The organism is Caballeronia sp. GAWG1-5s-s (genome assembly GCF_023631445.1).
GTDB lineage: Bacteria > Pseudomonadota > Gammaproteobacteria > Burkholderiales > Burkholderiaceae > Caballeronia.
Genome location: NZ_JALQDC010000029.1, coordinates 151,802 through 173,313, shown reverse-complemented (window position 1 = coordinate 173,313; position 21,512 = coordinate 151,802). Strand labels below are relative to the sequence as shown.

Annotated in this window: 17 protein-coding genes; 8 read left to right on the top strand and 9 right to left on the bottom strand. The window is 65.8% G+C overall.

The window, feature by feature from the left end; genetic code table 11:
- Positions 1-34 precede the first annotated feature (34 nt).
- The 3 genes from NCR34_RS21845 to NCR34_RS21835 are packed head-to-tail and all read left to right on the top strand — an operon-like array spanning position 35 to position 3,559.
- Entirely contained in the window at positions 35-1,597 is a 1,563-nt protein-coding gene (locus NCR34_RS21845; RefSeq protein ID WP_250501050.1) for a sugar ABC transporter ATP-binding protein, read from the top strand.
- Entirely contained in the window at positions 1,594-2,601 is a 1,008-nt protein-coding gene (locus NCR34_RS21840) for an ABC transporter permease (RefSeq protein ID WP_248324635.1), read from the top strand. The genes NCR34_RS21845 and NCR34_RS21840 overlap by 4 nt, the downstream gene beginning before the upstream one ends.
- A 1-nt stretch (position 2,602) precedes the next feature.
- The gene (locus NCR34_RS21835) at positions 2,603-3,559 is read left to right on the top strand and encodes an ABC transporter permease (RefSeq protein ID WP_248324634.1); all 957 of its coding nucleotides are present in this window, start codon (positions 2,603-2,605) and stop codon (positions 3,557-3,559) included.
- 31 nt (positions 3,560-3,590) lie between these two features.
- Here the strand turns inward: NCR34_RS21835 and NCR34_RS21830 are convergent, their stop codons facing one another.
- Together NCR34_RS21830 and NCR34_RS21825 are read right to left on the bottom strand one after the other, a co-directional pair.
- Entirely contained in the window at positions 3,591-4,079 is a 489-nt protein-coding gene (locus tag NCR34_RS21830) for a low affinity iron permease family protein (RefSeq protein ID WP_248324633.1), read from the bottom strand.
- Between the two features lie 81 nt (positions 4,080-4,160).
- Positions 4,161-5,075, bottom strand: coding sequence for a tetratricopeptide repeat protein (locus NCR34_RS21825; protein ID WP_248324632.1), 915 nt, complete (start codon positions 5,073-5,075; stop codon positions 4,161-4,163).
- A gap of 558 nt (positions 5,076-5,633) precedes the next feature.
- On the opposite strand from NCR34_RS21825, the gene NCR34_RS21820 reads away from it, so the two are divergent.
- Positions 5,634-10,502 carry a response regulator gene (locus NCR34_RS21820; RefSeq protein ID WP_248324631.1) on the top strand — a complete coding sequence of 1,623 codons (4,869 nt, stop codon included), beginning with the start codon at positions 5,634-5,636 and terminating at the stop codon, positions 10,500-10,502.
- Position 10,503: 1 nt separating this feature from the next.
- Here the strand turns inward: NCR34_RS21820 and NCR34_RS21815 are convergent, their stop codons facing one another.
- Both NCR34_RS21815 and NCR34_RS21810 read right to left on the bottom strand, forming a co-directional pair.
- On the bottom strand, positions 10,504-12,300 hold the full coding sequence (locus tag NCR34_RS21815; protein WP_248324630.1) for a GGDEF domain-containing protein: 1,797 nt from the start codon (positions 12,298-12,300) through the stop codon (positions 10,504-10,506).
- Between the two features lie 118 nt (positions 12,301-12,418).
- The gene (locus NCR34_RS21810; protein WP_248324629.1) at positions 12,419-13,537 is read right to left on the bottom strand and encodes a 3-deoxy-7-phosphoheptulonate synthase; all 1,119 of its coding nucleotides are present in this window, start codon (positions 13,535-13,537) and stop codon (positions 12,419-12,421) included.
- 167 nt (positions 13,538-13,704) lie between these two features.
- Between NCR34_RS21810 and NCR34_RS21805 the strand changes: the two genes are divergently transcribed.
- The 4 genes from NCR34_RS21805 (at position 13,705) to NCR34_RS21790 (ending at position 16,116) form a co-directional block, all read left to right on the top strand.
- Positions 13,705-14,379 carry an HAD family hydrolase gene (locus NCR34_RS21805; RefSeq protein ID WP_248324628.1) on the top strand — a complete coding sequence of 225 codons (675 nt, stop codon included), beginning with the start codon at positions 13,705-13,707 and terminating at the stop codon, positions 14,377-14,379.
- Positions 14,380-14,454: 75 nt separating this feature from the next.
- On the top strand, positions 14,455-14,847 hold the full coding sequence (locus tag NCR34_RS21800; protein ID WP_248324627.1) for a hypothetical protein: 393 nt from the start codon (positions 14,455-14,457) through the stop codon (positions 14,845-14,847).
- Positions 14,844-15,746: a DMT family transporter gene (locus NCR34_RS21795; RefSeq protein ID WP_248324626.1), complete on the top strand. Its 903-nt coding sequence runs from the start codon at positions 14,844-14,846 to the stop codon at positions 15,744-15,746. Before NCR34_RS21800 ends, NCR34_RS21795 begins: the two co-directional genes overlap by 4 nt.
- Before the next feature lie 208 nt (positions 15,747-15,954).
- Positions 15,955-16,116, top strand: a complete 162-nt coding sequence (locus NCR34_RS21790; RefSeq protein ID WP_175945321.1) for a hypothetical protein — start codon at positions 15,955-15,957, stop codon at positions 16,114-16,116.
- 67 nt (positions 16,117-16,183) lie between these two features.
- Here NCR34_RS21790 and NCR34_RS21785 read toward each other — a convergent pair whose 3' ends face one another.
- The 5 genes from NCR34_RS21785 to NCR34_RS21765 form a co-directional block, all read right to left on the bottom strand.
- A complete protein-coding gene (locus NCR34_RS21785; protein ID WP_248324625.1) occupies positions 16,184-16,801 on the bottom strand; it encodes a hypothetical protein in 618 nt (205 codons plus the stop codon).
- 56 nt (positions 16,802-16,857) lie between these two features.
- On the bottom strand, positions 16,858-17,994 hold the full coding sequence (locus NCR34_RS21780; protein ID WP_248324624.1) for a porin: 1,137 nt from the start codon (positions 17,992-17,994) through the stop codon (positions 16,858-16,860).
- A 174-nt stretch (positions 17,995-18,168) separates the two neighbouring features.
- Entirely contained in the window at positions 18,169-19,677 is a 1,509-nt protein-coding gene (locus NCR34_RS21775; protein ID WP_248324623.1) for an ATP-binding cassette domain-containing protein, read from the bottom strand.
- Entirely contained in the window at positions 19,674-20,609 is a 936-nt protein-coding gene (locus NCR34_RS21770; RefSeq protein WP_248324622.1) for a branched-chain amino acid ABC transporter permease, read from the bottom strand. The genes NCR34_RS21775 and NCR34_RS21770 overlap by 4 nt, the downstream gene beginning before the upstream one ends.
- Positions 20,610-20,623: 14 nt before the next feature.
- On the bottom strand, positions 20,624-21,499 hold the full coding sequence (locus NCR34_RS21765; protein WP_248324621.1) for a branched-chain amino acid ABC transporter permease: 876 nt from the start codon (positions 21,497-21,499) through the stop codon (positions 20,624-20,626).
- Between the last annotated feature and the right edge of the window lie 13 nt (positions 21,500-21,512).

Below are 21,512 nucleotides of genomic sequence, written 5' to 3'. Positions count from 1 at the left end.
GGGCGCTCGCTTTTCTAAAGGACGGAAGCGCCGCATGGCCACTGCTCCCCTACTCGACATGCAGGACATCGACATTGCCTTCGGCGGCGTCGCGGCGCTCAAGCACGCGCGCCTCACCGTGGCGGCCGGCGAGGTGCACGCGCTCATCGGCCAGAACGGCGCGGGCAAGTCGACACTCATCAAGATTCTCACCGGCGCGTATCGCAAGAGCGGCGGAACCATCCGCTTCGACGGACGCGAAGTGGATTTCCGCACGCCGAAGGAAGCGCGCGAAGCGGGCATCAGCACGATCTATCAGGAGATCAACCTCGTGCCGTTTCGCTCGGTGGCCGAGAACATATTTCTCGGACGCGAGCCGCGCCGCTTCGGCCTGATCGACTGGAAAACGGTGCAGCGGCGCGCGACTGAACTCCTTGAATCGTTCGGACTCCATATCGACGTGAAGAAGCCCGTGCGCGACTATTCGACCGCCATTCAGCAGATGGTCGCGCTCGCGCGAGCCGTTTCGTCGGATGCGAAGATGGTCATCATGGACGAGTCGACGTCATCGCTCGATGAGCGCGAAGTCGAACTGCTTTTCGGCGTGGTGCGCCGCTTGCGCGACGACGGGCGCGCGGTCATCTTCGTGTCGCATCGGCTGGACGAACTGTATGCGCTGTGCGACCGCGTCACCGTGATGCGCGACGGCCAGACGGTCGCGGAAAGCACCATGCAGGAGATGGACAAGCTCAAGCTCGTGACGACGATGCTCGGCCGCACGCTCGCCGCCGTCGTGCACGAAGACAGCGCGGTGAAAGAAGAAAATCTGGCGAAGCGCGGCGCGGTCGCGTTGAGCGCGCAGTCGCTCGCGGCGGGCGCGAAAGTCACGAACGTATCGCTCGACGTGCATGCGGGCGAAGCGGTGGGTCTCGCCGGATTGCTCGGCTCGGGCCGCACGGAGACGATGCGCCTTCTGTTCGGCGCGGACCGTCCTTCGCGCGGTGCGCTCACGGTGGCCGGCGAAAGCGCCGCGTTCAAGTCGCCGAAAGATGCGATCACGCGCGGCATCGCGTATCTCACCGAAGACCGCAAGGCCGAAGGCATCGTGCCGGAGCTTTCCGTGCGCGACAACCTCACGCTCGTCTGCCTGCCCGCGCTCACTAAGCGCGGCGTCGTGGACGTTGCGAAGCAGCGCGAAATCGTGGACAGCTTCATCGCGTCGCTCGGCATCAAGCTGCGCTCGCCCGATCAACCGATACGCGAACTCTCGGGCGGCAATCAGCAAAAGGTCTTGCTCGCGCGCTGGCTCGCGACGAATCCGCGTCTTCTGCTGCTCGACGAGCCGACGCGCGGCATCGACGTGGGCGCGAAAGCGGACGTCGCGAAGATCGTGCGCGAGTTGCGCGATGCGGGCATGGCCGTACTGTTGTCGGCGTCCGAGCTAGAAGAACTCACTGCCGTGGCCGACCGCGCAGTCGTGATCCGCGACGGCGAAACCGTGGCGCAACTCGATGGCGCGCAGATGAACGAGGCATCGATCATGGATGCGATCGCCTACGGCTCGGGTGAGACATCGACGCTCGCGCAAGCGACGGCCGCGCAAGGAAACGAGTCATGATCGACAAGACACAACCTGCTGCACGACCCGTAGCGCCGCTCGCAGCCGACGCGCAAACGGCGCCCGCCAAGAAGCGGCGCGGCGTCGCGATTCAGCGCGAGATCATCGTGCTCGTCGCGATGATTCTGTTCAATCTGTTCTTCACCGAGCACTTCTGGTCGCTTCAGACGTTCAACGTGAACCTCACGCAGGTGGTGACGATCGTGATCGTCGGCATCGGCATGACGCTCGTGGTGGCGACAGGCGGCATCGACCTGTCCGTGGGCGCGTCGATGGCGATTGCCGGCGCGCTCGCGCCGATGCTCTTCATGAACATCGAAGGGCCGCTCGGCATTCTGCTCGCCTTCACGCTGCCCGTGATGGCCGCCGCAGTGTGCGGCGTGTTCAACGGACTGCTCGTCACGCGGCTTCGCGTGCAGCCCATCGTCGCGACGCTCGTGCTTTTCATCGCGGGACGCGGCATCGCGCAAGTCGTGACCGACGGCAGCCTGCAGGCGTTCAACAATCCCGCGTTTCAGTGGATCGCGCTCGGCAAGGTCGCGGGCGTGCCGTTCCAGATTCTGCTGATGCTCGCGCTCGTCGCCGTCTTCACGTGGATCGTGCGCAAGACGCTGTTCGGCAAGTATCTGCTCGTCACGGGCGGCAACGAGGACGCGGCGTATCTCTCGGGGATTCCGACAGCGCGCGTCAAGCTGATCGCGTACACCGCATGCGCGGCGCTCGCAGGTCTCGCCGGGCTCATCTCGATCTCGGTGAATTCGTCGTCGGATGCAAACGTCGTGGGCCTCGGCGTCGAACTCGATGCCATCGCGGCCGTCGCGGTCGGCGGCACGGCGTTGACAGGCGGCAAGGCGTATATCACGGGCACGCTGATCGGCGCGCTCATCATCCAGCTATTGCGTTACACGCTGCTCGCGCACGGCATTCCGGACGCCGCCGCGCTCGTGCTGAAGGCCGCGATCATCATCGCCGCCGTGTACGTGCAGCGCCGCCGAGGCTCATGACATGAAGAAGAACCTTCCTATCCTGATCGCGCTCGTCGCGTTGCTCGTCCTGGGCGTCGTGCGCTACGAGCACTTCGCCTCCGCCTACAACGTCACATCGTTCTGGCGCTACAACTCGATGTTCGCGCTGATCTCCATCGGCATGGCGTTCGTCATCATCACGGGCGGCATCGATCTGTCCGTGGGCGCGGTGGCCGCGCTCGCGAGCGTGGTCGCCGCGCTGGCGAGTCCGCACGGCGGCGTGGCGGGCGTGCTCGCCGGAGCGTTCGCGGGCCTCGCGGTGGGCGTGTTGAACGGCATCGTCATCACGCACATGCGCATCCTCCCCTTCATCGTCACGCTTGCGACGAGCCTCGGCGCGCATGGCCTCGCGCTCTTGCTCGGCCATAACGATGCGGTCGCCATCTCGTCCGACACGAACTTCGCCGCCTTCGGACAAGGCGACCTGTTCGGTCTGCCGATTCCCGGCATCGTGTCGCTCGTCGCGGCGGTGCTCGGCTGGATCGCGCTGCGCAGCTCGCGCTTCGGCCGGCATGCGCTCGCGATCGGCGGCAGCGAAGAGGCGTCGCGGCTGATGGGGCTGAACGTCGATCGCACGCTCGTCGCGGTGTATGCGTTGAGCGGCTTGCTCGCCGGCATCGCGGGCGCGATTCTCGCGGCGCAGTTCGGCGCGGGACAGCCGAACGAGGGCGTCGGCTGGGAACTCTTCGCCATCTCGGCGGTGGTGCTCGGCGGCACGCGGCTGACGGGCGGCGAAGGCTCCATCGCGATGACCATTGCAGGCGTCGCGCTGCTCGGGCTCGTGTTCAATCTGCTGAACTTCGAGAACGGGCTCGGGTATATCAGCCTGTCGGCTTACTGGCAGTCGGTGATTCGCGGGCTTTTCTTGTTGCTCGTGATCGTTCTGCAAGCGCGCGTGCTGAACCGGCGCGTCGCGCCGGCGAAAGTCACGCATTGAGTCAACAGGAGCCGATGATCGTCGCGCGGCCTCAATTCTTCTTCGCCGCGCTACCGGGCGACGCTCCGGCCGCCGCCTCGGCGCCTTCCGATGCCAGCCGCAGATACGCCGCCGCGAGCCTGCGCAGTTCTTCTTCGCTCGCGTCCTCGATGCCGATCAGGTGATTGCTCGCCGCGCGATGCGTCGCGAGCAGTTCATTGAGCTTGAGATGCAGCGCGACGCTGTCCTTGTTCTGGCTCTGCTGAATCAGAAACACCATCAGAAACGTGATGATGGTCGTGCCCGTGTTGATGACGAGTTGCCAGCCGTCTGAATAGTGAAAGATCGGCCCGGTGACGACCCACGCGACGATGCTCGCCACCGCGAGCCCGAAGGCGAACGGCGAACCCGCCCAGCGCGTGACGAGGCTCGCGAAGCTATCGAACGCGCGCATCAACGGGTGCGATTTGGCGTAGGCGGGGCTGGACGTGTCGGGAATGGTTTCGAGTTGGTCCGTCGAGGTCCGTTGTTTGCTGATCATGCTCTCCTCCCTTCATTACACAGGGGCGCCAAGCAAGAGCCGTTCCTTTCAGAAGCATTCCGACGCGGTCAGCCATGCGGCTCACGCGGACGGCTTGCGCGGAGCGATCAACGTGTCGACGCTCGTCTGCACGCCGGGACGCGGCTGCGCGCGCGGCAACGCGAGCGTGGCGTTCAAGGCGCTCTGCAGACCTGCGTCGTCGGGCTTGAGCGATAGCGCCTGACGCAGCGCGCCCTCCGCTTCGTGCGCCCGGCCAGCCGCGAGCAGCACGAACCCGAGACCGCGGCTCGCTTCGAAAAAGACAGGGCGCAAAGCCAACGCCTTCTGAAACTGCGCCTCGGCGTCACGCAGGTCAAAGCGACGGTGCGCCACGTTGCCGAGGCCGCAATGCGCTTCGGCCGATTGCGGATTGATCGCGAGCGCCCGGTTGAACGACGCCTCCGACTCCGTCAGCCGTCCCGCCGCGCAAAGGATGTCGCCCATCCACAGATGGCCTTCTATCACGTCAGGCGCCAGGTCGATGCCGCGGCGGCACGCCGTCTCCGCTTCGGGCAGGCGGTTCTGCATGAAGCGCGTCTGTCCGAGCGAGACATGCGCCTGCGCGAAGTCCGGCAGTCCGGCAATGGCTTCCGAAAACGCGTTTGCCGCGTCGTCCAGGCGTTTCTGCGCCTGATACGTGCAGCCGAGCACGAACTTGGCCATCACGGAATCGGGTCGGAGCGACAGCGCCTTGTTCAACGTCGCCTGAGCTTCTTCGATCCTGCCGTCGTCGAATGCAACGAGAGCAAGATTCACCAGAACCTCGGCGGAATCGGGTTGCAGCGCGAGTGCCTGCCGAAGCATCTGCTCCGCTTCCGGCAGTCGGCCCAACAGGCGTAGCACGAGTCCCAGATTATTCGTCGCCGCGAGTGAATTCGGGCGAAGCGCAAGTTCCTGGCGAAGCATGGCTTCACGTTCGGTCAGGCTCGTCATGACGGATTGGGTTGACTGGTTCATGAGCGTTATATGCAACGAATTGAAATGAAGCCGGTTGCTTTTTCGATAATGCTGAATGAGCGCCCGCAAATACGAAGCGCGAACCGGCAATAAGCGGAGAGGGGGAAAAGCGCCAGGTGCCGCATCCGACGGCCTGATAGCGGCTGGATCCGACGCCCGTCGCACCGGGGGAAGCGCGCGAATGATCTGAAAAGCGATTCAATCGACTTTCACAAATCGCGTTATGCGTTTTTCCCGATTCGCGAAGAAAAGAACGATAACGGATTCGATCGAGTATAGTGCAAAAATATATGTCGAATTAGAAAGCCGGCCGCAAAGCGAGCGCGAAAAGAATTCAAAATAAATAGCCGCGAGGGGCAGCCGCTTCCGCCTGACCGCGTCCCGGTCACGCACCTTGCTAGAGCCCTGCGAACGTGCATGCCGGAGCGGACCACAGCCGTTTCCGTGCGAGAATCCGGAAGCCCATCCGGTCGCGCGTTTCAGTCAGCGTCATCCCAAGACACGCCTTTCAACCCCATGCCGCTTGGTCGAGCGACCCAGCGAGGAGATTCAGCGTCGATGACTCCCGAGAATCTGCCCCCGGACACGAGCGCCAGCAGCCTCGACCCCAGCTTTCTGCTCGGCGGCGGAGAAATGGGCGTGCTCATCCGGAGCTTCGACTGGACGCAGACCTCGCTCGGCGCGCCGGAGCACTGGCCGCAGAGCCTGAAGACGGCCATTCGCATCATGCTGACCTCGCGCCAGCCCATCTGGATCGGCTGGGGTCACGAGCTTCTCTTCTTCTATAACGACGCCTACCGGTCGATCATCGGCGGCAAGCATCCACAGGCGCTCGGCCAGCCGACTTCGGTCGTGTGGCGGGAGATCTGGGACGACATCGGGCCGCTGCTCGACACGGCGCTCGCCGGCGTCGAAGGCACCTTCGTCGAACAGAAGCTGCTGATCATGGAGCGCAACGGGTTTCCGGAGGAGACGTACTACACGTTCTCCTACAGCCCGATTCCGGACGACCGAGGCGGCGCGGGCGGCATCATCTGCGCGAATAGCGACGACACGCAGCGTGTGCTGGGCGAGCGGCAACTGACGGTGCTGCGCGAACTGGCGACCTCCGCCGCCGATGCGCGCACCTGGCGCGAGGCCTGCGAGCGCTCGATGAACGCGCTGAAAAGCGCGCCGCGCGATCTGCCCTTCGCGCTGCTTTACGCGGCCGGCCCCGGCAACGAGACGGCGACGCTCGTCGGCGCGTGCGGCATCGCGCCGGGGCATCCGGCGGCGCCCGCGACGCTGAACGCCGATGAGCGCGAGCCCTGGCCGTTTCAGGACGCGCTGCGGGAAAACCGCGCGCTGCTCGTGACGAACCTGCATCAGCACGTCGGCGCGTCGTTGCCCACCGGCGCGTGGAAGGCCGCGCCGACCACCGCCGTGATGGTCCCGATCGCCCCGACCGGCGAGACCGGTCATGCGACCGTGCTGATCGCGGCGCTCAATCCGTATCGACTGATCGACGACGGCTATCGCACCTTCATCAATCTCGTCGCCGGACAGATCGGCGCGGCGATTGGCTATGCGCACGCCTACGACGAAGAGCGCCGCCGCGCCGAGGCGCTCGCGGAAATCGACCGCGCAAAGACGACGTTCTTCTCCAACATCAGCCACGAATTCCGGACGCCGCTCACGCTGATGTTAGGCCCGCTCGAAGAGATGCTCGCGGAGCGCGGCCGCGTGCCGCCCGAAGACATGCGGCTCGTCGAGATCATGCATCGCAACGGCATGCGGCTGCTCACGCTCGTCAACGCGCTGCTCGACTTTTCGCGCATCGAGGCGGGCCGCATCGAGATTCATCGCCAGCGCACGGACATCGCCGCGTTTACCGCCGAACTCGCGTCGCTCTTTCGCTCGGCCATCGAGACGGCCGGGCTTACGCTTCGCACCAACATTCCCGATACGCCGGTGCTCGCCGACATCGACCGCGACATGTGGGAAAAGGTCGTGATGAACCTGCTGTCGAACGCGTTCAAGTTCACCTTCGAGGGCAGCATCGAGGTGGCGCTGTCCGTGCGCGGCGGCGTGATCGAAGCGAGCGTGCGCGATACGGGCATCGGCATTGCCGAGCACGAGCAGGCGCGCGTCTTCGAGCGGTTCCATCGCGTGGCCGGCGCGGCGGGCCGCTCGGTGGAAGGCAGCGGGATCGGGCTCGCGATGGTTCAGGAGCTCATCAAGCTGCACGGCGGCAGCATTGCGGTGTCGAGTCGCCTCGGCGAAGGCACGTGCTTCACCGTGACGCTGCCCGCCGCGCAGGAAAACGCAGCAACGCGCGCCGACGCCCCGCGCGCCGAGGCCAGCAGCCGCGCGCGGTCTTTCGTCGATGCCGCATTGCGCTGGGCGCCGGATGAGGACGCCGCCGCCGACGCGGCCGCGCTCGACGTCGCGGACCTCGACTCGCCGCTCGCGGAAGCGGCGGAAGCCGCCGCGCCATCGGATGCGTTGACGGGCCGCGTGCTCGTGGTCGACGACAACGCCGATCTGCGCGATTACATGCGCCGTCTGCTCGCCGCCGCGGGCCACGACGTGAGCGTCGCCGCCGATGGCCGCGCCGGGCTCGACGCGGCCGTCGCGCTGCGTCCGGACGTGATCGTCTCCGACGTGATGATGCCGCGCCTCGACGGCTTCGGCCTCTTGCGCGCGCTGCGCGACGACGAGACGCTGCGCGAGACGCCGGTCGTGCTGCTATCGGCGCGGGCGGGCGAAGAAGCGCGCGTCGGCGGCCTCGAAGCGGGCGCGGACGACTATCTGACCAAGCCGTTCTCCGCGCGCGAACTGCTCGCGCGCGTGGCGAGCAACCTGCGGCTGTCGCGACTGCGCCGCGAGACCGAGCAGCGACTGCGCGAAGAGTCGCGCGTGCTCGAAGTGCTCAACCGCGTCGGCACCACGGTCGCCGCCGAACTCGATCTCTCGCGCGTCGTGCAGGTCGTGACCGATGCCGCCACGGAGCTGACCGGCGCCGCGTTCGGTTCGTTCTTCTACAACGTGCTCGACGACGAAGGCGGCAGCTACACGCTGTACGCGCTTTCCGGCGCGTCGAAAGACAGCTTCGCGAAGTTTCCGATGCCGCGCAACACGGCCGTCTTCGGGCCGACGTTCGGCGGCCACGGCATCGTGCGCTCGGACGACATCACCAAAGACCCGCGCTACGGCCATAACTCGCCGCATTTCGGCATGCCGAAGGGCCATCTTCCGGTGCGCAGCTATCTCGCGGCGCCGGTCGTCTCGCGCACGGGCGAAGTGCTCGGCGGCCTTTTCTTCGGTCATCCGGAGCCGGGCGTATTCACCGCTCGCGCCGAGCGCATCGTGAACGGCGTCGCGGCGCAGGCGGCCATCGCCATCGACAACGCGCGCCTGTTCCAGGCGGCGCAGAACGAAATCGCCGAGCGCGCCAAGGCGCAGGCCGCGCTGCGCGATCTCAACGAGACGCTGGAGCGCCGCGTGACCGAAGTCGTCGCGGACCGCGACCGGCTGTGGGAACTGAGCGAAGACCTGTTCGTGATCGCGAGCTTCGACGGCGCGCTGTTGCGCGTGAGTCCGTCGTGGTCGTCGGTGCTCGGCATCGATACCGAGCGCCTGCATGCGCGCACGATGCTCGACATCGTGCATACGGACGACCGCGCCGCCGTCGCGCTCGAACTCGACAAACTGCGGGCGAGCGGCGCGCCGGTGCGCTACGAGTGCCGCCTCGGGCGCATCGACAGCGGCTGGCGCTGGATCGCGTGGACGCTTTCACTCGATCCGCGCACGCGGCGCATTCACGGCGTCGGGCGCGACGTCACGGCGGACCGCGAAACGGCCGACGCGCTGCGGCACACCGAAGAAGCATTGCGCATGGCGCAGAAGATGGAAGCCATCGGCAAGCTGACGGGCGGCGTCGCACACGACTTCAACAACCTGTTGCAAGTCATCGGCGGCAATCTGCAACTGCTCGCGAAAGACGTCGCCGGACAAGACAAGTCCGAGCAGCGCGTGAAAAGCGCGCTTGCCGGCGTGGCGCGCGGCGCGAACCTCGCCTCGCAATTGCTGGCGTTCGGGCGGCGCCAGCCGCTCGCGCCGAAGGTCGTGAATCTCGGCCGCTTCGTGCGCGGTCTGGACGACATGTTCCGTCGCGCGCTCGGCGACGGCATCGAAGTAGAGACGATCGTATCGGGCGGCTTGTGGAACACGCTCGTCGATCCGTTCCAGGTCGAGAACGCGCTGCTCAATCTCGCGATCAACGCGCGCGACGCGATGAACGGGCATGGCAAGCTGACCATCGAGGCCGGCAACGCATCGCTCGACGAGACGTATGCGATGCGCAACGCCGACGTCGCGCCCGGCCAGTACGTGATGGTCGCCGTCACCGATACCGGCTCGGGCATGTCGCCGGAAGTGCAGGAACGCGCGTTCGAGCCGTTCTTCACGACCAAGCGCGAAGGTCACGGCACCGGCCTCGGCCTGTCGATGGTGTACGGCTTCGTCAAGCAGTCGGGCGGGCACGTGAAGGTCTACAGCGAGGAAGGCCACGGCACGACGGTGCGCCTCTACTTGCCGCGCGCGCGGCAGGAAGAAGACCTCGAAACGAACGTCGACGCGGGACCGGCGAAAGGCGGCAGCGAAACGATTCTGGTGGTCGAAGACGACGAGGAAGTGCGCGCGACCGTCGTCGATCTTCTCGCGGACCTCGGCTATCGCGTGCTGCGGGCGAAGGACGCGCAGAGCGCGCTCGCTATCGTCGAAAGCGGCGTGCCGATCGACATGCTGTTCACGGACGTCGTGATGCCCGGCCCGTTGCGCAGCACCGAGCTTGCGCGCAAGGCGCGCGAGCGCGTGCCGGGCATCGCGGTGCTGTTCACGTCGGGTTACACGGACAACGCGATCGTTCACGCGGGGCGGCTCGACGAAGGCATCGACCTGTTGAGCAAGCCGTACACGCACGAGGCGCTCGCCCGCAAGATTCGCCATGTGCTCGGGCAACGCGCGCGCACCACTGCCTCCTCTGCCACGGATGCCGCCGATGCCGCCACGCCCGAATCCACCGACAGCCTGCGTGTGCTGTTCGTCGAAGACAACGAGATGGTGCGCACCAGCAGCGCCGAGTTGCTGCGCACGATGGGCCTCGATCTCACCGAAGCGGCGAGCGTCGCAGAAGCCCGCGCGCTTTTCGGCGAGCAACGCTTCGACGTGCTGCTGACCGACGTGAACCTGGCGGGCGAATCCGGCGTCGAGCTGGCGAAAGAGACATCGCGTCAGGCGCCGCGTCTGGGCGTCGTGTTCGTCACCGGCTACGACCTCGAACTGAGCGACGAGGAACGGCAGGCGCTCCCGCATGCGATCCGGCTGCGCAAGCCCTATGATCCGCACGCGTTGATGGAGGCGTTGCGCGCGGCGTCGGCGCGCTGATTCATTCGGCTTCGCGCATGTCCATCACCACGAAGCCGCTCGCCTCTTCCTTCGCCGCGCGCTTGGCGACTGCCGCCGTCGCGCTGACGTGGGCGCTGCCGCGCGCCGTGCCCGGTGCTACGCGCACCGCGCCCGCCGAGAAGCGCACGAAGCCGAAAAACGCGGGCCGCGCGAACCGGTCTTCGCCGTGTATGCCGCCGGCGAGGCGTTCTTCCGGCGAGTAAAAGCGCATCACGAGTTCGTCGAACGCGTGCATGGCGCGCGTGACGCGCTCGCGCCAGTCGTCGCTTTGGAAGAGCAGCAAGAAGTCGTCGCCGCCGATATGGCCGAGAAAATCGCGCGTCGGCTCGCAGACCGAGGCCAGCGCGTTCGCGGCGGTCTTCAGCACTTCGTCGCCTTGCCAATAGCCGTAGCGGTCGTTGAAGGGCTTGAAGTGGTCCAGATCGAAGTAACAGGCGACAAAGGCCGAGCCGTTCGCAATCAACCTGTCGATGTGTGAATTGAGCGGCACGTTGCCCGGCAGAAACGTGAGCGGGTTCGCATAACGCGCCGCCTCCACGCGCACTTCGGTCACGGCGCGCACCATGCTCGCGCCGGTCGCGAGCCCCGCATAACGCCCGTTCTCCGTGACGATGAAGCCATCCGAGAGATCGTGCGGATCGTCGTTCGTGAAAAGCCGGGCGATCTCTTCGAGCGTGGAGCCGCGTTCGACGATCAGCGGCGCGAGATGCGCGAACTGCATGCACGGCCGCTTGCCGAACACTTCGCGGTGATACGGCAGCGCGTACTGATCCATGAACGAGCGTCGATTGATGAGGCCGACCGGACGGCCGTCGTCAAGAATCGCCACCGCATGCAGCGACGGCCTCTCGTTGAAGAGGCGCGCGACGTCGTCGTTGCGCGACTTGACGGTAAGCGTCGGCGCTTCGACGAGCATGCGTTCGAGCAGCACGGCGTTCATGTCGGCGGTCGCGCCCGTGCGCGTGCGGGCCGGATAGACCGAAATCTGCGCGGAGCGCAACGCTCGCGCAACGGCATCCGGCACGCGCGCGCTCGGCGTCGCAGCCGGCTTGCCGAGCAGGAAACCCTGCGCGCAGGCAATGCCGAGATCGCGCACGATCTCCAGATCCGCTTCGTTTTCGATGCCCTCCGCGATCAGAAGCGCGCCGCTCGCGTTCGCGAACGCGACCATCGCCTTGACGGCTTCGAACTTGAGCGGATCACGCGCGATGTCGGAAACGAAGAAGCGGTCGATCTTCACGTAGTGCGGCGCGAGCCGCACCCACAGATTCATCGAGGCATTGGCGCTGCCGTAATCGTCGAGCGCGAACTGCGGACCCGACGCCCGCAGCGCGCGCACGGTCGCGCCGAAGCGCTCGGCGTCCGCAATCACGCTTTGTTCGGTCAGCTCGATGACGAGCCGCTTCGCATCCAGACCGCTGTCGCCGGCCAGATAGCCGGGCGTTTCGCGTTCTCCGAGCGCGGCCTCGATGGCGGCCGCGCTGAAGTTGATGAACAGCAGCCCGCTGCGCGCAAGCTGGGCAAACGCCGCGATGCAGACGCGCGCCGCCGCATGTTCCAGCATGACGCCGCGCCGCTCGCGCGTCGCCTGCTCGAAGAGCACGGCGGGCGATTCCTGCGCGCTGCCGGCCGGCCCGCGAATGAGACCTTCATAGCCGATGACCTCGCCGTCCGCGAAGCGCACGATCGGCTGGAACACGGCCGTCAGCGCATTGGACGCGATGAGTTCTTCGATGCTGGGACACGATGCTTCATTGGCGCAGAGGCTGGCGGACATGGGCCTTTCGATGAGCGGGCTATCGTCCTTGGTAACGGTTCGCGTTTCATCAACTTGAATGAAGCTTTCGTGAAGCGATGCCCTGCGCCGGTGCGCCCATGTCCTTTGCGTGCCGTGTCTAGCGCGCGCGGCGGGCGCGCACGGCGGTGGCGAGCAGTTCGAGCACGGGCTCGGTCTGCGTCCAGCCGAGACAGGCATCCGTGATCGAGACGCCGTGCTTGAGCGGCACGCCGGGCTTCAGGTCTTGCCGCCCTTCTTCCAGATGGCTCTCGATCATCACGCCCGTGATGCGCTTCTCGCCCGCCGACAGTTGACGCGCGATGTCCTGCGCGACATCCACCTGACGCAGGTGCGACTTGTTCGAGTTCGCATGCGAGCAGTCGATCATCACCTGTTCCCGCTGGCCGAGCGCGGCGAGCGCGGCGCAACTCGCGGCCACGCTCTCGGCATCGTAATTCGGGCCTTTCTTGCCGCCGCGCAGAATCACATGGCAGTCGTCGTTGCCGCGCGTTTCGAAGATAGCGGCCATGCCCATCTTCGTCATGCCCATGAACGCATGGCTGGCCCGCGCCGCGACGATGGCATCCGCCGCGACTTGCACGCCGCCGTCGGTGCCGTTCTTGAAGCCGATCGGACACGACAGACCCGACGCAAGCTGCCGATGGCTCTGGCTTTCCGTCGTGCGCGCGCCGATCGCGCCCCACGCGATCAGATCCGCGATGTATTGCGGACTCAGCAGGTCGAGGAACTCGGTCGCCGTGGGCAGGCCGAGGCCGCTCACTTCGAGCAGAAGTTCGCGCGCCCGGCGCAGCCCTTCGTTGATGCGAAAGCTGCCATCCAGACGCGGATCGTTGATATAGCCTTTCCAGCCGACCGTCGTGCGCGGCTTCTCGAAGTACACGCGCATGACGATGCAGAGGTCGTCGGAGAGGCGCTCGGCGACGGTCTTGAGACGCCGCGCGTAGTCCATCGCCTGGCCGTGATCGTGAATCGAGCACGGGCCGACCACGACCACGAGGCGGTCATCGCGGCCGTGCAGGATGTCGGCAATCGCGGCGCGGCTCGCCTCGACGAGCGTCTGCACGGCGGGCGTGACCGGCAGTTCGTCGAGCAGGAGCGCGGGCGAGATCAGCGGACGCACCGCGCCGATGCGCGTGTCGTCGATGCGGGTGGTGTCTTGCGTGGAGTCGGCCACGCCGGCTTCCTGGTCGCGGGCGGGATTGTCGATGCGGCTCAATGTAGGCTCCGTCATGCGTTGTCTAAGCGTGATATGCGCGCGCGATGCGGATTTCGCGCGCGATTGCGGTCTTTCGTTGCGAAGTTCGATTATCGCATTGATGACGATGCGCGCGAACGCGAGCCGCGATCGGTGCGTATGATGGTGCTTCATCCAGGGAGAACACCATGCGAATCGAAACGTCGTTTCTCTTCGACCTCGACGGCACGCTCGTCGACAGCGTGTATCAGCACGTGCTGGCGTGGAAGGAAGCGCTGGATGCGGAAGGCATCGACCTGTCGGTGTGGCGCATCCATCGCAAGATCGGCATGAGCGGCGGGCTCTTCACCAACCAGTTGCTGCGCGAAACGCACGGCGAAATCAGCGCGGAACGGGTGGACCATCTGCGGCGGCTGCATGCCGAGGCGTATCAGCGGCTGCGCGCGCAGGTCTGCCCGCTGCCGGGCGCGCGCGAACTGCTCGCCGCGCTGACCGAAGCCGGCACGCGCTGGGCCATCGCGACGAGCGGCCGCATGGAGACCGCGGCGGTGAATCTGGAGGCGCTCGGCGTGGATGCGTCGAAGCAGGTCGTCGTCACGCGCGACGACGTGAAGTACGCGAAGCCCGATCCCGATCTGTTCCTTGCGGCAGCGGAGCGGCTGAACGTGCCGATCGAACATACGGTCGTCGTCGGCGACAGCATCTGGGACATGCTCGCCGCGCGCCGTTGCCGGTCGCTCGGCGTCGGTCTGCTGTCGGGCGGTTATGGCAGCGACGAGCTCGAACGCGCGGGCGCATTGCGCGTCTACGAAGACCCGGCGGATTTGCTCGCGCATCTGGACGAAGTGGCCGCGCGGCCGTAGGCATAGGCATAGCCGCGTCGTCGAAAAACCGGGGAAGCCGTGCGAGAATCTTGCGGCCACAGGACCGTCTCGCCCATGCCTTCTTCGATTCGCAATTCGCTCGTCTGGATTTTCGAACCGTTCGAGCGCGACGCCACGTTCATCCGCAAACGCATGTTCGGATGCGACGCCGCTTATCTCGACGGCATGCTGTGTCTCGTCGCGGCGGACCGCGAGAAGCCGTGGAACGGCCTGCTCGTGTGCACGTCGCAGGAACGGCACGCCGCGCTCGTCGATGCCATCCCCGCGCTGAAGCCGCATCCGGTGCTCGGCAAATGGCTCTACGTGGCGCAGGAACATCCGGACTTCGAGACGGTGGCGGAACACCTGACGGCACTCGTTCTCGCGCGCGATCCGCGCATCGGCGTGGAGCCGAAGCCGCGCAGGTCGCGCAGCAAGCGCAAGCCCCAAGACGTCGAACCGACATGACCACTTCCCTCGCCGCGCGCAGCGGCCACTTACCGCTCGCGAGCATCGGCTGCATTCTTGCGTCGATGTTCTGCTTCGCCATCGTCGATGCGCTCGCGAAGATCGTCGCGCTACAGTATCCCGCCAACGAAGTGACGTTCTTCCGCATGCTGTTCGGCCTCATGCCCGCGTTAGCGATGTGCTGCACCGGCACGCGGTCTCTCGGCGAACGCATCCGGACGCTCGACCTCAAAGGCCAGACCGTGCGCGCGCTGACGTTGCTCGGCGCGTCGGCATTCTTCTTCGCGGGGCTGCCGTACATGCCGCTCGGCGAAGCGGTCGCCATTGCTTATTCGGAGACGTTGATCGTGGTCGTGCTCGCGCCTTTCCTGCTGCGCGAAAGGATGACGGCGCGCGGCGCGTGCGCCGCCTTCGCGGGCTTCGCCGGCGTGCTGCTCGTGGTGCGTCCCGGCGGCGGCGAATCGCACTGGCTCGGGCCGCTGTTGCTGCTGTGCTGTGCGTTGTTCGGCGCGCTGTCGCTCATTCAGATCAAGCGGATTCGCGCCACGGACGATTCACGCACCACGGTCTTTTTCTTCTCGGCGGTCGGCACGGTCGTGACCGGCTGCACGCTCGCGTTCAAGTGGAAGACGCCGACGCTGCACGCGCTCGGCGTCATGGCGCTCATCGGCGTGTTCGCCACCGCGGGGCAACTGCTGTGCACGGTCGCGTATCGCCGCGCGGATGCCGGCGCGCTGGCGCCGTTCAACTACACGAGCATCGTGTGGGCCGCGTTGTTCGGCTATGCGGTGTGGGGAGAAGTCATCGCGCCGCTGTCGCTCGCGGGCATCGTGTTGATCGTCGGCAGCGCGATCGTCGTCGCGTGGCAGCGCAAGTTGCCCGACGGCCCCAACGCATGAAGCGCGCTTCCAGACAAGCGCGGCGAAGCACGAACGGCCGGGCACGGGCAAATTCGCAACAGCGTCACATGGACATGGCACGCTGTCTTTTTGCGCAGGTACACTGCCGAGCGCAGTTCCGTAGTTCTCCATGTGACCTGTGACGTGCGATGCCGGCAAACGACCGTTCGCCGCTCCGCCGTCCACCACTTTTTTCTGCGAGCTTCCGATGAAAACTGCCGTTAAAAAGACTCTCGTTCTGTTCGTGCTCGCGGCGTTCGCTGCGCCTACGCTGTCGTTCGCTGCGGCCGAATATCCGGCCAACCAGAAGCGCCCCGCTTACAGCAAGACGCATAAGCATCACAAACATCACAAGAAATCGGCGGAGTAAGCCGGAGTCGATCAAGTACTGAGCGAGGCGGCCGCTGATCACGTAGGGTCAGCGGCCGCTTTCGTTTCTAGCCCGCATCCCCCGAGCTAATCACCGACTGCATGCTCGTCAGGAGCTTGCGCAAATAGCGAAGCAGTCCGACCACGTCGCCGAACGCGATAAAGCCTTCTTGCGCGCCTTCGCCCATCAGAGGCTTGCCGTCCAGTGTCTTGTCGATGACGAGGCCGCCGTACGCCGCATGCGGCATGTACTCGTTCTCGGCGATATGAAAGCGGTCCCCGTTCACCGCCGCATCGCGCAGACGCATGAGGAACTGCACTTCGGGCGTACGCGAATTCGACAGCCGGTGCACATCGAAGAAATCCGCCACCGCGAGAATCGCGTTCGTGCAGGGCACGTGCAGCGCGAACGCCATGCGCTCACGCGCGTCGTCGAATGTCGGCCACGCGGGAACGTCGTCGGACGGCTCATGCTTCATCGGCATGCCGTCTTCGCTGTGCGTGTGCGCTTCCGGCCGCGCATGGCGATGCGCGAGCAGCCGCGCGACCGCGCTCAGGTCCGGCGCGCGCTCGCCGTGATCGATCCAGTCCACGAGCAGGCCGGCGTGCGTGTAGAGCGTCATCAGTTGCGCGTCGATGAACGCGACACCGAGCCTGCAAGGGTCATGATGTGCCGTATCGGGCATGGTCGTCTCCGGTTTTTGATGCCGGAGACGCAAAATCCGCACCCGCGCCCGGCGCGTCAGAACAGGTTGCGCAGTCCGACCGATACGCCCGTCTGGTTCGACCGGCCCGGCAGTTCGACCACGCCCGCGCCCGTGACCTTGTTGAAGTCGACGGTGCCATACACTTCCGTGCGCTTGGAAAGCGCGTACTCCGCGAGCGCGACGCCCGTGTAGCGATTGCCGCTGCCCGTCGCGCCGCCGCCGATGGCCGCGTTCTTCATGTGGTCGTAGTAGAACGCGCCGGTGAGCAAGAGCGCGGGCGTCACTTGCCACGTCACGCCGCCGAACGGGCCGTCGTCGCGGCGGCCGGAGCCCTTGAGAATATCGACGCCCGCGACCAGATTGCGCTGCGCGAGCACGCTGTCCACGAAGCCCGTGTCATCGGTCGAATGCAGATAGCCGACGTACACTTTTGCCGGCCCGATGGCATAGACCACGTTGGCGTTCCAGATCTTCTGCTTGTTGCTGGCGTTGTCGCTGTTCTGCTGATAGCCGCCGTCGATGGAAAGCGGCCCGACCGTGTACGACGCGGTGAAGCCGTACATGTTGCCCGCGCCCAGATGGCCCGGCACCTGGCCGGAGAAGCCGCCCGCGCCCGTCGCCGTGGAGTTGGTGCCGAACGAGTACATCGCGCCGAGCGTGAGGCCGCCGAACGTGCCGGTGTACTTGACCGCGTTGTCCGCATAGAGGCCCGCGCCGAGCGCCACCGGCAGCCATGCGTTCTCGAAGTAGTTGCCGACGGTGAGCGGGTCGTAGACATCGCCGAGCATGTCGAAGAGCGGCGTCTTCTGGCGGCCGAGCGTCACCGCGCCGTACTGGTTCGCGAGGCCCACGTAGGCCGCGCGGTTGAATTGGCGCTGGCTGTCCGAGTACTGGCCGTTTTGCAGTTCCACGCCGCTTTCCAGCCGGAACACCGCCTTCAGGCCGCCGCCCAGTTCTTCGGTGCCTTTGAGGCCGAAGCGGCTGTTGGTGACCGCGCCGTTGGTCATGAACACCTTGCCGTCGTTGTTGGCGTTGGCGTTCGTGAGATAGCGCACGCTGACGTCGGCGACGCCATACAGCGTGACCGAGCTTTGCGCGAAAGCGGACTGGCAGGCCAATGCAATGGCCGATGCGGCGAACCCGCTTGCCGCGCGCGAGGTGATCGTCTTCATGAGTGTCTTCTGCGTGTATTTCTATCGATGTGATGCGCTCGTTTTCGGCGCATAGCCAGCGCGCGCTTCGAAAAAAGCACGCGGACTTTTATCACACCAGATATCGCAGTGCACGCATCAATGCAAACAGAAGCTCTATATGTGGTGTTTTGCGCAACGCTTTTCGCACGAGACTCAGGCTCGCACGGCTTGCGTCGTGCCCGACGGCGGAGCGTCGAGGAAGCCTTCGCCCATCTCCTGCTCGAAGCGCTCGGGACTGCCCTCCCATACGATGCGCGCATGTTCCAGCACATACACGCGGTCCGCGTGCGGCAGCGCGAAGGTCACGTTCTGCTCGCCGAGCAGCACGGTAATGGGCGTGGTCTTTTGCAGCTTGTCGAGCGCCTTCGATAGCTGCTCCAGAATCACGGGCGCGAGACCGAGCGTCGGCTCGTCGAGAATCAGGAGCTTCGGCTGCATCATCAGCGCGCGTGCGATGGCGAGCATCTGCTGCTCGCCGCCCGACAGCGTGCGCGCCGTTTGCCCTTGTCGCGATTCGAGAATCGGAAAGAGCTCGAAGAGCCACGCGAGTTGCTCGTCGCGCGCTGTGTTGGCCAGATGATAGCCGCCGAGATCGAGGTTCTCGCGCACGGTCATGTCGCCGAAAAGCTCGCGCGTTTCCGGACATTGCACGATGCCCGCCCGCGCGATCGCCGCGCCGCTCATGCCCTTGAGCGGCTGTCCGCCGAAGCGGATAGTCCCGCTCGACGGCACGAGCCCGCAGATCGCATTGAAAAGCGTCGTCTTGCCCGCGCCGTTGAGGCCGACCACCGACACGAACTCGCCTTCGCGCACATGAAGACTCACGCCGTCGAGCGCGCGCGCCTTGCCGTACAGCACGCCCACGTCCTCTACTTCGAGAATCGGCGCCTTTGTGCTCGATACTTCCGCCGTCCGTTCGCGCGCTTCGATCTTGCCGCCGAGGTAGACGCGCCGCACGGTCTCGTTGCGCATCACGTCGGCGGCCGAGCCTTCCGCGACGTACTCGCCCAGATACATGGCGAGCACGCGATCCGCGAGCGCCGCGAGACTCTTCACGTTGTGATCGACGAGCAGCACCGCGCGCCCTTCCGCGCGAAAACCGCGAATCAGCTCGGAAAACGCCTGCGATTCCGCTTGCGTGAGACCGGCGAAAGGCTCATCGACGAGCACGACCTTCGGATCGCGCGCAATCGCCTTCGCCATTTCCATGCGGCGCAGATCGGCGAACGGCAGCGTCGCGGGATGACGATGCATCACCGCGCCGAGGCCGACGCGCTCGGCAATCTCGCGCGCGCGCGTGTTGACGTGCGGATCGGCGGCGAGCTTGAGCAGCGAATCCGGCAAGAGCGCGAGCTTGATGTGCTCCAGCACCGTCTGGCGATGCAGCGGCCGCGAATGCTGAAACACGATACCGACGCCCGCCCTTGCGATGCGATGCGGCAGCCACCCGGCCATCTCGACGCCGCCGACTTTCACCGATCCCGCATTGGGACGCTCGATGCCCATGATGAGCTTCATCACGGTCGACTTGCCGGAGCCGTTCGGCCCGATCAGCCCGAGTATCTCGCCGGGACGGATGTCGAAGCCGATGTCCTTCACCGCCACCAGTCCGCCGAAGCGCTTGGTGAGTCCGCGCACGGAAAGCAAAGGCGTGTCGTTCATTCGCGCTCCCTCACGCGCAGCAGGTTGCCGAGCAGTCCGTCCGGAAAGAACAGGATGACCGCGAGCGCCACGGCCGCGACCACGAACGTGTTGATCTGCCCGAGCGGACGCAGGAACTCGCCCGCCACGATCAGGAAGATGGAGCCCAGCACCGCGCCGAGTATCGTGCGCCGCCCGCCCAGCACGGCCGCGATGATGATCTGCACGCCCACGCCGAGATCGACCACGGTGCTCACGGATGCCGTGCCCTGATAGAACACGAGCATCGCGCCCGCGACGCCCGAGAACACCGCGCTGATGCAGAAGGCCGCGAGCTTGTGCTTCGTCACGTTGAAGCCGAGCGCCTGCGCGCCGACGGTGTCCTGTCCGCTCGCTTGCAAGATCAAGCCGATGGCCGAACGCGACAAGCCGAACAAAAGAATCGCGCACACGATGAGGAACGCGAGCGCGATCCAGTAGTTATGGTTCGCATCGACGGACATCACATCGGGCACCATCATGCCGATCTCGCCGCCCGTGAGACCCGCGAAAATGACGATGGCGTTCTGCAACAGCAACACGGCCACCAGCGTGACGAGCCCGAAATAAGGACCGCGCAGGCGCAGCGCAGGCACCGCGAGCAGCAGCCCGCCGATCAGCGCCACTACGCCGCCCGCGATCACGCATACGGGAATCGGCGCGCTGAAGTGCGCGTTGAGCATCGCGGCGGAATACGCGCCGAGGCCGATCAGGAACGTCGGTCCGAAGTTGACCTCGCCTGCGAAGCCGAACAGCAGATCCCACGACATCGCGAAGACGCCGAAGTAGTAGGCCACCGTCAGCACGCCGAGAATGTAGCCGGACAGCCACCACGGCAAAGTCGTCGCGATGACGGCGAGCAGCACCGCGGCCCACAGCACGCGCGAACGGAACAAGCGATTGACGTTGTTCATGTGCGTGGCTCCGGTCAACGCCGCCCGAGGAAGCCTTGCGGCCGCACATAGACCACCAGCACCAGCAGCAGCAACGCGGGCAAGGGCCGCAGCGTCGGCGCGATCAGATAAGCCGTGACCGTCTCCAGATAGCCGACGACATACGCCGCCATGAGCGACCCCGACACGCTGCCGAGCCCGCCCAGCACCACGATGGAAAACGCGCTCGCCGTGAGTTGCCCCGTGTTGTTCGTGCTCACGCCGAGAAACGATGCCAGCAGCACGCCCGCGATGCCCGCCAGCACGCCGTAGATGGTCCACGCGAGCAGATAGATGCGCGACAGTTCGAAGCCGAGCAGCGTGAGGCCGCGCGGGTTCATCGACGCGGCGAGCAGCGCCTTGCCCGCCCGCGTACGATTGACGAAGAGCCACAGTAGACCGATCACGACCCAGCACACCACGGCGATCATGATCTCGTTGTAGGGAACCCGCACGCCGGCGATGCTCAGCACGCCGCCGATCAGCGGACGCATGGTGATGGGGTTATCGGTGAACAGATACGCCATGCCCTGCTGGATCATGATGCCCCAGAGCAGCGTGCCGGTGAGCACGAAGATTTCCTTCTCCTCGCGCGGTATGGCGGCGGAGCGCTGAATGGGCCGCACCACCATCAGATAGGTGATGTAGGCGGCGACCATGCCGCATGCGACGCCGAGCAGCGTGCCGAGATAGGTGCCCAGGCCCGCCTCGCCCGCGAACATCCAGCCGAGCAGCGCGGCGACGAGCATCACGCCGCCATGCGCGAGATTGAGCACGCCGGACACGCCGAAGATAAGCGTGAAGCCTATCGCGCCGAGCGCATAGAGCGAGCTGATGGCGAAACCGTCGATCAGAATCTGCAGTGGCAGCATATCCGGCCTTCGA

Coding starts and splice junctions, on each gene's coding strand:
- NCR34_RS21845 (WP_250501050.1), top strand. CDS start 35: ATGGCCACTGCTCCCCTACTCGACATGCAGGACATCGACATTGCCTTC.
- NCR34_RS21840 (WP_248324635.1), top strand. CDS start 1,594: ATGATCGACAAGACACAACCTGCTGCACGACCCGTAGCGCCGCTCGCA.
- NCR34_RS21835 (WP_248324634.1), top strand. CDS start 2,603: ATGAAGAAGAACCTTCCTATCCTGATCGCGCTCGTCGCGTTGCTCGTC.
- NCR34_RS21830 (WP_248324633.1), bottom strand. CDS start 4,079: ATGATCAGCAAACAACGGACCTCGACGGACCAACTCGAAACCATTCCC.
- NCR34_RS21825 (WP_248324632.1), bottom strand. CDS start 5,075: ATGAACCAGTCAACCCAATCCGTCATGACGAGCCTGACCGAACGTGAA.
- NCR34_RS21820 (WP_248324631.1), top strand. CDS start 5,634: ATGACTCCCGAGAATCTGCCCCCGGACACGAGCGCCAGCAGCCTCGAC.
- NCR34_RS21815 (WP_248324630.1), bottom strand. CDS start 12,300: ATGTCCGCCAGCCTCTGCGCCAATGAAGCATCGTGTCCCAGCATCGAA.
- NCR34_RS21805 (WP_248324628.1), top strand. CDS start 13,705: ATGCGAATCGAAACGTCGTTTCTCTTCGACCTCGACGGCACGCTCGTC.
- NCR34_RS21800 (WP_248324627.1), top strand. CDS start 14,455: ATGCCTTCTTCGATTCGCAATTCGCTCGTCTGGATTTTCGAACCGTTC.
- NCR34_RS21795 (WP_248324626.1), top strand. CDS start 14,844: ATGACCACTTCCCTCGCCGCGCGCAGCGGCCACTTACCGCTCGCGAGC.
- NCR34_RS21790 (WP_175945321.1), top strand. CDS start 15,955: ATGAAAACTGCCGTTAAAAAGACTCTCGTTCTGTTCGTGCTCGCGGCG.
- NCR34_RS21785 (WP_248324625.1), bottom strand. CDS start 16,801: ATGCCCGATACGGCACATCATGACCCTTGCAGGCTCGGTGTCGCGTTC.
- NCR34_RS21780 (WP_248324624.1), bottom strand. CDS start 17,994: ATGAAGACGATCACCTCGCGCGCGGCAAGCGGGTTCGCCGCATCGGCC.
- NCR34_RS21775 (WP_248324623.1), bottom strand. CDS start 19,677: ATGAACGACACGCCTTTGCTTTCCGTGCGCGGACTCACCAAGCGCTTC.
- NCR34_RS21770 (WP_248324622.1), bottom strand. CDS start 20,609: ATGAACAACGTCAATCGCTTGTTCCGTTCGCGCGTGCTGTGGGCCGCG.
- NCR34_RS21765 (WP_248324621.1), bottom strand. CDS start 21,499: ATGCTGCCACTGCAGATTCTGATCGACGGTTTCGCCATCAGCTCGCTC.